The sequence below is a fragment of the Planktomarina temperata RCA23 genome (assembly GCF_000738435.1).
GTDB lineage: Bacteria > Pseudomonadota > Alphaproteobacteria > Rhodobacterales > Rhodobacteraceae > Planktomarina > Planktomarina temperata.
This window is the reverse complement of the sequence record NZ_CP003984.1, coordinates 1,286,705-1,299,562: the sequence shown is the minus strand read 5'-3', so window position 1 is coordinate 1,299,562 and position 12,858 is coordinate 1,286,705. Positions and strand designations below refer to the sequence as shown.

Genomic DNA, 12,858 nt, shown 5'->3' with positions numbered 1-12,858 from the left:
CCTATGCCTGATCTGATCTCATATCTCCAATTCGTGCTGGCACCACAGATGCTTAATGGCCTTGCGCTGGGGGTCTCGGTGATCCTTGTGGCACTTGGACTGACGATTATCTTTGGGCTTCTGGACGTAATTAACATGTCCCACGGCGAGTTCTACGCCGTGGGAGCCTTCGGTGCGCTGGCGCTTTCCGCCCTGGGTTTCAACTACTGGGTGCTGATCGCGCTGGTCCCAATCCTAATGATCCCAATCGGGGTGCTGACGGAACGCTTTCTGATCCGCCGGGTCTATGATGGCGGGGACAGGCATGTGTCGACCCTGCTGCTGACCTTCGGTCTGGGCATGATTGCCGAAGACCTGCTGAAGATCGTATTCGGCCCCAACACGCATCGCCCCGAGAACCCGTTGCCAGGTGCCACGGAGGTTTTGGGTGTTTTCATCCCTACCTACAGGCTGTTTCTTATTGCAATCGGTGCCGTGGTGATCGTTGCGGTGGCGCTGGTAGTCTATCGTACCCGTCTGGGCGCGATGGTCCGCGCCGCAGCCTTTGATCGCAATATGGCGGCTTCGTTGGGCGTCCGTGTCGGTTGGGTCTATTCAGGCGCTTTTGCCTTTGGCGTGGCACTGGCCGGTCTGGCAGGGGTTTTGCTGGCACCGATCTATTCGGTCTTCCCGACAATGGGTCATGACTTCATCCTGATGGCCTTTACCGTCGTTATCGTCGGCGGCATGGGATCGATATGGGGTGTAGTAATCGCCGGGGTCCTGCTGACGCAGGTCCAGGCCATTTCAAGCCTGGTCATTTCGCCCGTCTGGGCCGATCCGATTGTCTTCGGCGTCATGGTCCTTGTTCTTATGTTCCGCCCGCAGGGCATATTCGGGAGGATCGGTCATGCATGATCGCCTAGATATATCCATGCGCGCAAACCACGTGTTCTTTGGGATTCTGGTTATTGTGGCGCTTGTTTTCGCAGCTTTCGCCTGCTTCAGCGGCGACGTTTTCTATCTGCGCCTTGCGACCGAGGCGCTGATCCTTGGGGGTCTGGCGCTATCGATCGACATCCTTCTAGGGTTCACCGGTCTTCTGTCTCTTGGGCAGGCGCTCTATTTCGGTATCGGGGCATATGTCTCAGCGCTTGTACTGCGCGAGGAGCCGTCGTTCTGGCTCGCCATGGGCGCAGCGGGCGTCTCCGTCCTGCTGGCCGGTATTGCTGGCGGGCTTATCGCCAACCGTGTACGCGGCGTGTATTTCGCGCTGATAACCTTTGGCATGGCTCAGGTCGTCGCCAAGGTTGTCTATAACAGTCGGGAGCTGGGAGCCTCAGATGGTCTAATTGGCATTCCCGTGATCGAAATTCCGCTCGGCTTAATCACTCTGTCAGCAGACGATCCACTGGGGTTCTTCCTGCTTACGCTGGTGATCATAGCGCTGCTCTATTCCATGTCAGCTTACCTGCTGGGGACGCCGTTCGGCCGGATCATCATTGCGCTGAAAGCCAATGAAAAGCGCGTGCCTTATCTGGGGTATTCGACATGGGCTGCCAGAATGGCCGCCTATGTGCTTGCGGCTGTGATCGCCGGGCTTGCCGGCGCGCTCTATCCGATGCTGCGCGGGTTCGTCTCGCCGGAACTGCTATTCTTCGCGACATCGGGCGATGCGCTGATCATGGTGATCGTCGGCGGTGCCGGCACTCTGGCCGGCGCGATTTGGGGTGCAGTGATCCTGACCATGCTGAAGTCCGTTATCGGAAGTTGGACAGAACACCACCTGATCGTGATTGGCTTGATCTTTATGAGTGCGATCCTGTTCATGCCCAAGGGCATAGTTGGCATGTTGAAGCCTTTCGTCGAACGCAACCTGTTGCGCAACAGCGCAAGGCAGCCCAAGCCTGAACCAGAAAGGACGGCGCTATGACCGATATCATGCATGTGGAGGGTCTGTGCATTGCCTTTGGTGGGCTCAAGGCCGTTGACGGCGTCAGTTTTACTGCCAAACGCAATAAAATCACCACGGTGATCGGCCCGAACGGTGCAGGCAAAACTACGTTGTTCAACCTGATTTCCGGTGCTCTTAAACCGAGTGGCGGGCGCGTTATCATCAAAGGCAAAGATGTGACCGGGAAGGGACCTGCGGCCCTGCAGGAGGCCGGCCTGGCCCGGTCTTTCCAGATCACTAACCTGTTCTTCGAGATGACCGTTCGGGAAAACCTGCGCCTTGCCGCCCAGCGTCTGGAGCCGGTCAGGCAGGCCTTGCTGCCTCTGCGCAGACACGGTCGCGCGGCGGACAAGGTCACCGCACTGATCGAGCGGTTCGGTTTTGCGGAAAAGGCGCATGAAATTGTCGCGGCTCTCAGCCACGGGGAACAACGGCGGCTGGAGATCGCGATGTGTCTGGCTTCTGAACCCCAGGTCCTGATGCTCGACGAACCGACCCAGGGGATGAGCCACGGCGACACCGAGGATACGGCGCAGTTGATCCGCAGTCTGACTGACGAAGTAACGATTCTGCTGATCGAGCATGACATCGGCCTGGTGATGTCCCTGTCGGACCACGTGGTGGTCATGCATCAGGGCCGCAAGCTGGCCGAAGGCATACCGGCAGAGGTTCGCGCTGACAGTGCGGTCCAGGCTGCCTATTTTGGACACGGGTGAGAGATATGCTTAAAATTGATCAATTGCATGCACATTACGGACTTGCCCATGTCTTGCAAGGTGTCAGCCTCACGGCAGATGCCGGCGAGGTTATCGGCCTGTTCGGACGCAACGGCGTCGGGAAGACGACGTTTTTCAAAACCATCGCCGGGTGGCTGCGCCCGACAGACGGTTCCGTCACGCTGGATGGCGAGACGTTGACTGGGCATTTGCCCGATTCCATGAATCGTGCGGGCGTGGCCATAGTTCCCGAGGATCGCCGAATCTTCCCCGGCCTGTCCGTCGAGGAAAATCTGGCGCTTGGCCTGATGGGCCGCAAGGGCGGCAGCAGTAAGTCGCATCTAGACACGGTTTATGACCGGTTTCCCCGCCTTGCGGAGCGCCGCAAACAGGCCGGAAACACCCTGTCTGGTGGCGAGCAGCAGATGCTGGCGATGGCTCGTGTCATGGTGGCCGAACCGCGTGTCGTCCTAATCGACGAGCCCTCGGAAGGCTTGGCACCGATGATCGTTGCCGAGGTTTTCGCCATCATCCGCGAAATGCGCAAAGCCGGAACTATCGTCCTGCTGGTGGAGCAAAACGTCCACGAGGCGATTTCGCTTTGCGACAGATTCATGGTGCTGGAACGCGGTCAGGCGATCCTGACGGGCGAGGGCGACGATGATGACGACCGCAAGCGCTTGCTCGACGTTCTGGCGGTATAAATATCAAGGTGCGGTTCAAATCTGCAAAAACTCGGATGGTCCGGACGGCGCGCGGCTCTTTGGAGGTTGCCGAGTTCGGGCAGGGCGCGCCGGTGGTCCTGTTGACAAGGATTCGGAACGTGGGCCTGAGGCTCTGCTGTAAGGATTAGCTGGTGCTGTCAGACGAATGAGAACTCGCATCGGATTGCTGGCGCAGCCTGAATCTATGCGCTCAATAGTTGGCGCCACTCAGCAAGAGCGGCGGTTCGATTGAGCTTGAAGTTCAAGGGTGTTGTAATAATGATTTAAGTTCTCCTTTTATTTCATTGAAACTTATCCAGAAATCAGACTTACCGCAGAGCTTATATGCCAACGCTTCGCTTGACAGGTAGATAGGCAGAAACGAGAGGCCCTCTTTGCGAATAAGCACGCCAGCTATGCTGTCCCTGAGGAGCCAAGCGGCCTTTACAAGCTCTTTTGTGTTTGAAAGACGTGCGCTAGTGACAGCCGGACCAGTACCCCAGACGCGGGCGCATGATCGGTATAAAGCTGGCCCTAGGGTAGCACCGTAGACATGGGACAAGTGTTGCTCTGCCTTTTGGTCGCTGTTGGTACGGATTTCAGTAAGTTGATGTTTGTCCAGGAATGCCATTACATTTCACCCTTCAATATAGTGCGTGCAAAGTCCGTTAAGCGTAGGAAAACGCAATCTAACTGCTCCATCGTAGTGTGTGCAGAGCGAAGGTTGTTATGAACGGTTGCCATCTCCCCGAAGGGATCAAAATACTCGGCCAAAGGGATTGTTAATATAGCCTCGTCAATCAGGCCGACCTCGAAGTTATCTAATGCAGCTCGGAAAGCCTCGATATCAATTCTGCCCAACATAGAGCCAACAGCCGCTCCGTTAAGCCCCAGAGAGCGTAGGCTCCATATGACATGGGCTAAGATGGCCTCCGTGAAAGCGTACCTATTCCGACCCTGTATGCGTTTTAGCGGCATTAGTGGCCAATCGTACCTGCGTTGGTCGACTTGGAAGGCTTCGACACCCTTATAGCCAGCATACTTGGCCAAATCTTTACTCATGAAATGCATGTCATGTTCCGATCAAGTTTGTCCGGTAGTTACATGATAATTATAACATAAATGTGTATATACGCACAGATACAGAAAGCTGTTTTGTTGGAAAATAATGGCTTCGACTGGACAATTTTTGCGCCAGGAACGTAGTGTTCAAAAGTACTCTGGATGGCCGGAATGAATGCGCCTCACGCGTACCCGAGGCAAAGTTGTTGCAATAGTACCTTGCGCGAATATAATAAGAAAAAAAGGGCCGTGAATGAAAAAATATTTTGGTAAATTTGTTCCTAAAAAGTCGTGGCTGGACTCAAACGGCGATGGCGATATCGATTATCATGATTTCATACACGCAGCGAAATCTGCGCTTGATGCCGTCACGCCATCAAAGGAAATTTTAGACATAAACGGTGATGGGAAAGTGGATATTAATGACGCACTTGATGCCGCTAGAATAACTGGAGCCACAATAGCTGCTACAGGCATTACGGCTGCCGTTTCTAGTTATGCTGGTGCGGTACTAATATCTGGCAAAGCAACTGCAATCGCCACCACAATTGCAGCTAGTATTGGCGCTGGCGCTGGTGGAGGATTGACCGCATTACTTGGCTCAACGACAACTGTGGCTTGGGTTGCTTGGCAAACAAGTTCAGGGGTTTGGATCGTAGCAGCTCAAGGAGTAACTGCGATTTCACCAACGCTTGTTGCATCAGTGAGCGGTATGAGTGCATTTATAGCTACTTCGGCCCATAGTGCAGTTTCCACTATTGCTGGATTTCCGGTTATCGAAAGTATCGCTACAACATCTCTGGTCAGCTCAAAAGACATTTTACTTATTGCGGGTGTCCCAGTCGCACGAGAGATAGCTCTGGCAAGCGCACTGGTCGCGTTAGTGGTAGTAGCGGGCTATAGCTATTACATCCTAACTCGACACCGCATTAGCAAAGAAGACGTTTTGGAGCATTTGGACGGCTTCGCCCCAACTTTAAAATAACACTAACATGATAGAGGTTCTCTCGGCGTACCACCCAGCGGGTACGCGTGAGGCACGTTGGCCTCTTAGTAACAGCTCTGATATAAGGGGGGTGATAGAAGTTTTGCGTTGCAGGATACCGAATGAAAAAGATTGCTTTGTTAGTAGCCTTGATTGCACCAACTTTGGTCGAAGCTGAAAAATCATTTCTTTGCCTTCCAGAAGTAAGTATTGGCTGGACGAATAATGACGATCCTTTCGATATTCGAAGGTTAGACCATCAAAATAAATGGGTGCTACAACCGATCGAAGTGCGTGAAATTGAGTTTTTATCCGATCTACCTGCAGACCCTTTAAAAGCAAATTATAGTTTGACTTTGTTGGGTAGTAAGGATGCCTGGGGCTTTTGTGATTTTAGGGATAACGCATTGATGAACGCTTGTTATCAATTTATGCGGCCAGGCGATGACAAAAAAAGCTGGGACAATAAATTGTCCGATACTCCCATGTTTTCATTTGGGAGAGATTTTAATGAATATTGGAGCTACAACTTCATCGATACAGACAAGATTTTATTTAACTCATTAAGCGGAATACCCAAATTCGGAAAGCCTGTACTAGGGCTAGAACGCGGCATTTGTGAGCCATTCTAAATTACTAAAACGCTCTGGGTATATTGGTTTTATTGCACACACGCCTCCAACACATCACAGACGACACCCGACACCCCTATAGGGGTGTGTCGTGTCGTGTCGCCTCATGTGAATGATGGCATTTGACGACATTGGCAATGTCGCCCTCATGTCGCCTTGTCGCCTAAACGATAAATATCATCGCTGCATTTCAGTAAGCCTCTCTTTACAAGATCTTTTCTTGCACGGCTAAATGCTCGGTTTTTGCTATTAGTATTGTCGCCTGTATGTCGTTCGTTAAAGAACGGACGCCACTCATCTAGCGCCAATCCAGCAGAGGCGACATTGCCTTTTGTCGCCTCGTAAAACGCATCCATTGCCAAAGTCTGACTATCTGTGAGATTGTTTTTAGTCGCCGACATGACGACCTGCTGCAACGCGATTGACGGATCAACGCTGACTTTCAGAAACTGCATTGTATCAAACTCGGGCCCATCCTTCTGCTTATCGCAGCTTACAATGATGTCGTTGTCGCCAAGTGACTTAACCAAAATTTCTGTATTCAGCGCACCTCTGAAGGCGGTTGAACCTCGCGCGCGATCTTGGTTGCTGTGACCAGTGTGATGAACAAGCATGACGGCGCACTGGTAATCATGCATCAGCTTGTCTGCCGTCTGAACAAGCTCACCCATCTCTTTGGCACTATTTTCATCCTTGCCAGCCATATGCCGCGCTACTGTATCAATGATGATAAGCTTTGGATTGCCGCGCGTTTTGGCAATTTCCTCAACCTCGTTGCAGAAGGCGTTGAGTGGTGCTTCGTTAAAGAGATCCACTGCCCGATCCGTGATCGCAAAAGATGCCGCATGAAGATTGCTGCCATTGTGTTTGCACCAAGCCTCTGCCCGGCGTGGAATGCCAAGATGTCCCTCGCCTGCCGACATTATGACAAGACCTTTCGATGCACCAAAGCCATGATAATCTTTCCCAGTCGCCAAGCTCAGTGCAATATCCAAGGCCACAAAGGTTTTGCCGGAACCAGACGGACCAATTAAGCCAATGAGAGATTTTTCCTCGATTACATCATCTATCAAGTACTCCGGCTCTTTAAGCTCAACGTCGGAAATTAAAGTCAGGATTTTTCTTGGCACAGGTTCATCGCGAGCTTCATTGTTATTGGCTGGTGCAAAATTTTTCCTACGCGCGCCAGCGATCATTGGCTGAACGTCCAGCCATGTTTGCTCGACTGTATAACCGGGCAAAGTATGGTTCTCAGCAAGAATGCGAATTTCTCTGTCCGTGTTGCCTTTCGCAACCCAGCTCCCAACTAACTTCAACATATTGAGATGCCAATTTTGACCATCCATAGCGGCTTGAGATGCGGCATCTCTAGGTAGGGGCGTATAGTCGTCAGTTTGCGCAGTATAGAACGGCTCCAGCGGCGGAAATATGTTGTTCCAGTATTCGATATTTGGCAACGACATCAGCTCACCTCCTGCATGAAAGTAACCAATTCAGGGATATAGCCTTTGGCGACCTTGCTTTGGCTGGGATAGCTAACGGTGCCTGCAACGCGCATGATGCGTGATGGGTTGATCACGCTTGGGTCAGTGCCAAGATTGCGTGCGATATTCTGCTGCGATTGCTTCCAAAGCTCAAGATCATGGCATGGCGCCTCTAATCGCCAATATGCGTGTTGCCGCTCGTGCGGTACGGAGCCAGTGGTAACAATGAAATCTGGCGCATGTTCACCAATCATCGTTTTGATGCCAGCCAACCCTGTCGGATCATCTGCATCTGCAAAGCTCAGATGCGCGCAGGCTACGTCGTCGTCAGTAGCGTTGCCGTGAACTATTGCCTTCATTGGGTTGATTGTCATGTAGACGTTCATTTTGAGATTATTCATCTTGATGATAAAAGCTGTTGCATCACCAATTTGCGACGGAGCAAAAAACCCGGAATTGGGCGTTCGATGTTCGCCGAGGCAGCGCACCTCGAAAAGATGCTTGTCTTCCCCGGCCTTCAGCCAATTTTGTGTAACTGCCTGAATGAATTGTTCGATTATAAGCCTGTCTGGGCGTAAGTTCGCCTTTGCCATATCAAGTACCTCATCATTGAGGCGCACTGACCAATCTGCTATAGTGAATGGGTAACCTACCAAGCTACACGCCATCTAAGCCCACGGTCGTCGCGCCGTGGGTTTATTGTTCTGAAATCTTCTTTGCCAGATAAGCAGGAATGTCTTTCCGCAATTGCTGCTCAGTGAAGTAGTTGCGATTGTTTATGACGACGGGCGATGGGAATCCGTCCTTTCGCCAACGACACAATGTCATCTTCGAAATGCCGCCAAGCTGTTGCTCGCGGACTTTACGTTCCGGGGTTAGTCTCATGTTGCACCTCTTTATAACAAGTGATGCATCTCGTTCTAAGCATATTTCTGGGGCTGTCGCTGGAAAACAAGGCTACCCCAATTTCCAACTCATTCAGCCTCTATTATTTTTAGCACACGGTTTTCAGCTTTTTCGTCATCACCAAAATATATTTCAGCAATTTTTCCACGAACCGCTACATCTGTATCCGTACCCTTCCACAAGCTCCACAATTTCCTTATTTCAGTACGTCGTGTTTGTTCATATATATCGTCTCTTTTGTGAAAACGTTTGGCCAGCAAACGTGCAATCTCCGCTCCTACTTCTGGGTGTTCAAAAAAGGGAAGCTCAGTGCATATTTCAGCAAGCCAACGAGGGTCCTTTTTCACCTGGTATTGCTTCCAACAGTGAGCAACGAGAGCCTTTCTCTTAGCATAGATTATTTCTGCATCACTCATGACACCACCCCCTCAACATGATCAGCCCACTTTTGGATAGCTGCCAATTTTTCATCTCTATAATCGTACATATTATAAACCCGGCTCATCCCACGCCCGGTAACGTGATTGGTGATGCGATCGATGATTGGCTGGGGCGTACCCAGCATTGCTAGCCCTGTCTCACAGGTTCGCCTCAGATCATGTGGTGTAAAATGCTCGAGGTCCCTGCCCGCCAGCTCATTCATTTTAGCTCTCAGTCGCTTGTTGGGCTTATCGAAGCTCCGTACAGCGCCGTCACCGGTTGTCGTAAAAACAAAATCGCCCTGACCAGCAATTCTCGTATCACGATTTATTATCTCAACAGCCTGACGCGGTAAAAACACATCATGACGTAGCTTATTTTTAGTTCGTTGCGCGGAAAGGTGCCAATGGTAGCCCTGCCGCACCTCCATGTCGGTCATATAAGCCGCCTCATTCAACCTTTGCCCCGTTAGCAGCAGAAATCGGTAAAGGTAGCCCCACGGCTCTAAATCGCCTCCAGTGGCCTCCCAGAATAACTTTATCTCGTTATCAAGCAGAAAACGCTCTTTCGATTGCTCAATATACGGCTTTGGAACTCTATCGCATGGACTTGTTTCAACTATCCCCTGCCCGATTGCCCAATTGTAAAAGGTTTTAATGTGCGTGTGGACACGATTAGCCTTGGTCCCCTTGCCCTCTCTGGCGAAGCGACCGGTAAGTGCCGTGAAATGCTGTTTTGTAAAGTTATTGATCTCTAACTCACCAAACTCTGACCTGAATTCCCGTAAGAACGTGAGCGCATTAGTTCTTGAACGAAGTTGGGATAACTTTTCGCGATCATATCGAGCCAGTAGCGTTGAAATTGTCAGGTCAGCTACGGTTGCAACTTTAACTGCCCTCTGCTGCCGCTTCGTATGAAGTGGATCAATATCGTTATCTAACATTCGGCGAAAATCTACAGCCTTATCGCGGGCTTCTTTTAGAGACATCGCGGGTACAGTACCCAGCGAGACTGACTTATCTTTATTGTTAAACCTGTAGCGATACTGAAACAGCTTTTTGCCGGCTGGCTGAACGACCAAAGACAAACCCTGCACAACAGCATCCGGTACCCTTTGCCGTTTCGCAGTTGGTTTTATAGTTTCAATCAACCTGACAGACAGCTTGCTCATCGCCACTCCAAACCTTAATAGCCCGTGATTAGCCCGTGATGGAAGTGATATGGTATGTTATGCTTTGTTACAAGTTGTTATAGTGGAACGGGGAAAATACCTGTTATATTTGATTTAAATTCCATAAAATGTATATGTATAGTATATTCATGATACGGTTCTTTATGGTAGAACAGTTGACTGTTAATCAATTGGTCGTAGGTTCGATCCCTACCGCCGGAGCCATTAAAAACAACACCTTAGCGTATTTCGCGGGGTGTTTTTTTATTTTTCAGCCAGACATAGAGCCAGACAGATGCGCGTTAAACAACGTACATTACCGCTATCGGGTTCTTGATTTGTGAGTCTACTTCCGCCACGCGCTCGCACGCCTGCGCATCGCTGCAAACATGTGTGATTTGGCACGCGGTTACGCAGCTGTTTGCTGGCTGGTGCCACTCTTGTCCGCTCAAGGCGCAACAGGGGCTGGGTGTGGGCCTGCAGGATCACCGTTTCTATTCACGCACCAATTTCAAGCTGAACCGTACCGCGGCTCTTGCCGAGTAGCGTCAATTGTTCAACGCATAGATTTAGGCTGTGCAAGAAGTGTGATGCGAGTTCTCATTAGTTTGACAGCACCCCACTAGAGATTACCTTGGCCAATTGCGTTAATAAGTGGCACGACCGCCGCTGAGATCAAAAACACTACCCGTAGTGAAACTGTTTTCGGAGGATAATAGCCAGCATACCATTGCAGATGTTTCTTCGAGTTCGACGAAACGACCGCGGGGGATTTTAGACAACATATAATCGATATGTTCTTGGCTCATTTGATCAAAAATTCGGGTGCGCGCAGCTGCTGGTGTGACGCAGTTGACTGCTATATCGAACTCGGCCAATTCTTTACCTAAAGATTTTGTAATTGCTATTACCGCAGCCTTTGATGCTGAATATGCTGAGGCATTTGGATTGCCTTCTTTACCGGCTACAGAAGCTATGTTGACTATACGACCATAGCCTTGGGCTTGTAATAGAGGAACTACAACACGGTTGGTTAGAAAGGTTCCATCTACGTTAATTTGCATAATCTGACGCCATGCATCGATAGGATAGTCGGCTAACGGTGCATTCGGCCCCGCTATCCCTGCAGAATTGACTAAACCATGTACAACACCGGACCAATCAATCGTATTTGCCATAGCCTTTGCGACTGAGGTTTCGTTTGAAATATCTGCTTCGAAGACTTCGACACTGCTACCTAGTTGTTCTTTCATTTGCGCACTTGCGTCTGCATCTATATCCCAAATGGCAACTGTTGCATTTGATGCGGCCAGTCTTTGAGTGATTGCTCCGCCGAGGCCTTGCGCACCTCCCGTCACTATAAAGCATTGCTTGTTAAAGTTATGTATTGTTTCAGTCTTTTCTATCACTTCTGATCTCCGACGCTTTGCCCAAATTTAAGTCGAATAAGATAATGATCATAATAGTAGCGCCGTAAAGAATAATTTTAAAGCTAAGCATTTTTTGCAGATGTGATGTCGCAACATTCGCTTTTACATCAAAATAGATGACACCTCCGCCACACGTACGCACATCGCTTTAAACATGTTTGGTTTAGCGTGCGGTTACGCGGCTATTTTGCCTGCTTAGGCCACTCAGGTCCGCTTAATGCGCTAAACAGGCTGGGTGTGGGGTTAGGTTGATTGTACAGCCCTAAATGAACGCCACTTCTACTCACGAGACAATTTCAAGCTCAATCGAACCGCCGTTCTTGCTGAGTGGCGCTAACTATTGAGCGCATAGGTTAAGGCTGCGCCTGCAATCTGATGTGAGTTCTCATTCGTCTGACAACACCCAATTTACGTATGGTTGCAATGCAACAAATGACTGCGACGTTACGTGACCAACTGTTTACATACGCAGACTATGCCAATGCTACTTTTGGGAAATAGAACGACACTGTCCAGTTTGGCATGTCTACGATTTCGCTGATCCTTAGGTCGCCGCAGACCGAGCAAAGCATGTAAGCGTCGAGCGCGGTCATTCCTGTTTCTGTTGAGACCAGATCAACCATGGCAGAAACGGCATCGCGCGAGGCTTGCATCAGGTCTTCACCAATTCCTGTCGTGGCCCAGTATCCTTTGCTATCGAAATGGTGAGTTACCGGGCCTTGGGTTTCAAAGCGTGGAAAGGCGTAATTCGTGCCTTTCAACAGGTCAACCTTGATCGCCACATCCATCGGGCTTTCGATAGCTGTCCCGCAAATTTCGCCATCCCCTTGGGCAGCATGGGTATCGCCCAGCGATAGCAGGCCTCCAGCAACTTCCACGGGCAGGTAGAGCGTCGTTCCGACGGCATTGTCGCGAATGTCGAGGTTTCCGCCCACCCTGCGGGGCGGCACAACGGAATGCGCACCGGGTTCGGCCAGGGCCAACCCAATTGTGCCGACAAAGGGTTTCAAAGGCACTTGTCCCCCCGGACCATAAAGAGCCGGTTTCATCGCCACAGGATCGTATTTCCAGATATGCAGCGCGGGATCAGCGAATTGATCAGCCAACAGCCCAAAACCGGGGATATTCGCGGTCCAGCCCCAGCCAGATGGTTTAAAATCCAAAAACGTGATTGCGACCGCATCCCCTGGCTCAGCCCCTTCGATAAATATTGGCCCGGTCACCGGATTGACCTGATCAAAGGACAGGCCAATCAAATTATCCACAGTTGATCTGGGGTTTAACTGGCCACCAGAGGCATCAATAGTTTCGACTTCAATCGTTTGCCCCGGAGAGACGCTCAAAACCGGATCAATCGAATTGTCCCAACCAAAATGGTGGGCATGTTTGTGGATCGTATGATTGCACGCCATAGG

General features: G+C 50.6%; 13 protein-coding genes and 1 pseudogene. 7 read left to right on the top strand and 7 right to left on the bottom strand.

Annotation, left to right across the window (positions count from 1 at the left end; genetic code table 11):
• The first annotated feature begins 3 nt into the window (after window positions 1–3).
• From RCA23_RS06145 to RCA23_RS06110, 6 genes are all read left to right on the top strand, one after another.
• Entirely contained in the window at window positions 4–897 is an 894-nt protein-coding gene (locus tag RCA23_RS06145) for a branched-chain amino acid ABC transporter permease (protein WP_052377068.1), read from the top strand.
• Window positions 890–1,912 carry an ABC transporter permease subunit gene (locus tag RCA23_RS06140; protein WP_044049563.1) on the top strand — a complete coding sequence of 341 codons (1,023 nt, stop codon included), beginning with the start codon at window positions 890–892 and terminating at the stop codon, window positions 1,910–1,912. Before RCA23_RS06145 ends, RCA23_RS06140 begins: the two co-directional genes overlap by 8 nt.
• Complete coding sequence (locus RCA23_RS06135; RefSeq protein WP_044049562.1) at window positions 1,909–2,649, top strand: ABC transporter ATP-binding protein; 741 nt, start codon at window positions 1,909–1,911, stop codon at window positions 2,647–2,649. Before RCA23_RS06140 ends, RCA23_RS06135 begins: the two co-directional genes overlap by 4 nt.
• 5 nt (window positions 2,650–2,654) lie before the next feature.
• Window positions 2,655–3,353 (top strand): ABC transporter ATP-binding protein, encoded by a 699-nt coding sequence (locus RCA23_RS06130; protein ID WP_044049561.1) that lies wholly within the window; start codon window positions 2,655–2,657, stop codon window positions 3,351–3,353.
• A gap of 1,315 nt (window positions 3,354–4,668) precedes the next feature.
• Window positions 4,669–5,400, top strand: coding sequence for an EF-hand domain-containing protein (locus RCA23_RS06115; protein ID WP_044049558.1), 732 nt, complete (start codon window positions 4,669–4,671; stop codon window positions 5,398–5,400).
• 122 nt (window positions 5,401–5,522) lie between these two features.
• The gene (locus RCA23_RS06110) at window positions 5,523–6,032 is read left to right on the top strand and encodes a hypothetical protein (protein ID WP_044049557.1); all 510 of its coding nucleotides are present in this window, start codon (window positions 5,523–5,525) and stop codon (window positions 6,030–6,032) included.
• A 146-nt stretch (window positions 6,033–6,178) separates the two neighbouring features.
• Here the strand turns inward: RCA23_RS06110 and RCA23_RS15960 are convergent, their stop codons facing one another.
• The 6 genes from RCA23_RS15960 to RCA23_RS06075 form a co-directional block, all read right to left on the bottom strand.
• The gene (locus RCA23_RS15960) at window positions 6,179–7,495 is read right to left on the bottom strand and encodes an AAA family ATPase (protein ID WP_081870912.1); all 1,317 of its coding nucleotides are present in this window, start codon (window positions 7,493–7,495) and stop codon (window positions 6,179–6,181) included.
• Window positions 7,495–8,136 carry a hypothetical protein gene (locus tag RCA23_RS06100; protein WP_044049556.1) on the bottom strand — a complete coding sequence of 214 codons (642 nt, stop codon included), beginning with the start codon at window positions 8,134–8,136 and terminating at the stop codon, window positions 7,495–7,497. The genes RCA23_RS15960 and RCA23_RS06100 overlap by 1 nt, the downstream gene beginning before the upstream one ends.
• Window positions 8,137–8,212: 76 nt before the next feature.
• Window positions 8,213–8,401, bottom strand: a complete 189-nt coding sequence (locus tag RCA23_RS06095; protein ID WP_044049555.1) for a hypothetical protein — start codon at window positions 8,399–8,401, stop codon at window positions 8,213–8,215.
• An 89-nt stretch (window positions 8,402–8,490) separates the two neighbouring features.
• Complete coding sequence (locus RCA23_RS06090) at window positions 8,491–8,838, bottom strand: hypothetical protein (RefSeq protein WP_044049554.1); 348 nt, start codon at window positions 8,836–8,838, stop codon at window positions 8,491–8,493.
• Window positions 8,835–10,013: a tyrosine-type recombinase/integrase gene (locus RCA23_RS06085; protein ID WP_044049553.1), complete on the bottom strand. Its 1,179-nt coding sequence runs from the start codon at window positions 10,011–10,013 to the stop codon at window positions 8,835–8,837. The genes RCA23_RS06090 and RCA23_RS06085 overlap by 4 nt, the downstream gene beginning before the upstream one ends.
• 647 nt (window positions 10,014–10,660) lie before the next feature.
• Entirely contained in the window at window positions 10,661–11,422 is a 762-nt protein-coding gene (locus RCA23_RS06075; RefSeq protein WP_236631405.1) for an SDR family NAD(P)-dependent oxidoreductase, read from the bottom strand.
• A gap of 274 nt (window positions 11,423–11,696) precedes the next feature.
• Here RCA23_RS06075 and RCA23_RS16990 point away from each other — a divergent pair.
• Window positions 11,697–11,780 (top strand): annotated as a pseudogene (locus tag RCA23_RS16990) (IS6 family transposase); the annotation flags it as partial.
• Between the two features lie 136 nt (window positions 11,781–11,916).
• On the opposite strand, the gene RCA23_RS06070 reads toward RCA23_RS16990, so the two are convergent.
• Entirely contained in the window at window positions 11,917–12,855 is a 939-nt protein-coding gene (locus RCA23_RS06070; RefSeq protein ID WP_044049552.1) for an acetamidase/formamidase family protein, read from the bottom strand.
• Window positions 12,856–12,858: the final 3 nt, after the last annotated feature.

What these genes read in the sequence shown, in the direction of transcription:
- RCA23_RS06095 (WP_044049555.1), bottom strand. Translation starts at nt 8,401, where the DNA reads ATGAGACTAACCCCGGAACGTAAAGTCCGCGAGCAACAGCTTGGCGGC.
- RCA23_RS06085 (WP_044049553.1), bottom strand. Translation starts at nt 10,013, where the DNA reads ATGAGCAAGCTGTCTGTCAGGTTGATTGAAACTATAAAACCAACTGCG.
- RCA23_RS06135 (WP_044049562.1), top strand. Translation starts at nt 1,909, where the DNA reads ATGACCGATATCATGCATGTGGAGGGTCTGTGCATTGCCTTTGGTGGG.
- RCA23_RS06070 (WP_044049552.1), bottom strand. Translation starts at nt 12,855, where the DNA reads ATGGCGTGCAATCATACGATCCACAAACATGCCCACCATTTTGGTTGG.
- RCA23_RS06115 (WP_044049558.1), top strand. Translation starts at nt 4,669, where the DNA reads ATGAAAAAATATTTTGGTAAATTTGTTCCTAAAAAGTCGTGGCTGGAC.
- RCA23_RS15960 (WP_081870912.1), bottom strand. Translation starts at nt 7,495, where the DNA reads ATGTCGTTGCCAAATATCGAATACTGGAACAACATATTTCCGCCGCTG.
- RCA23_RS06145 (WP_052377068.1), top strand. Translation starts at nt 4, where the DNA reads ATGCCTGATCTGATCTCATATCTCCAATTCGTGCTGGCACCACAGATG.
- RCA23_RS06130 (WP_044049561.1), top strand. Translation starts at nt 2,655, where the DNA reads ATGCTTAAAATTGATCAATTGCATGCACATTACGGACTTGCCCATGTC.
- RCA23_RS06090 (WP_044049554.1), bottom strand. Translation starts at nt 8,838, where the DNA reads ATGAGTGATGCAGAAATAATCTATGCTAAGAGAAAGGCTCTCGTTGCT.
- RCA23_RS06140 (WP_044049563.1), top strand. Translation starts at nt 890, where the DNA reads ATGCATGATCGCCTAGATATATCCATGCGCGCAAACCACGTGTTCTTT.
- RCA23_RS06110 (WP_044049557.1), top strand. Translation starts at nt 5,523, where the DNA reads ATGAAAAAGATTGCTTTGTTAGTAGCCTTGATTGCACCAACTTTGGTC.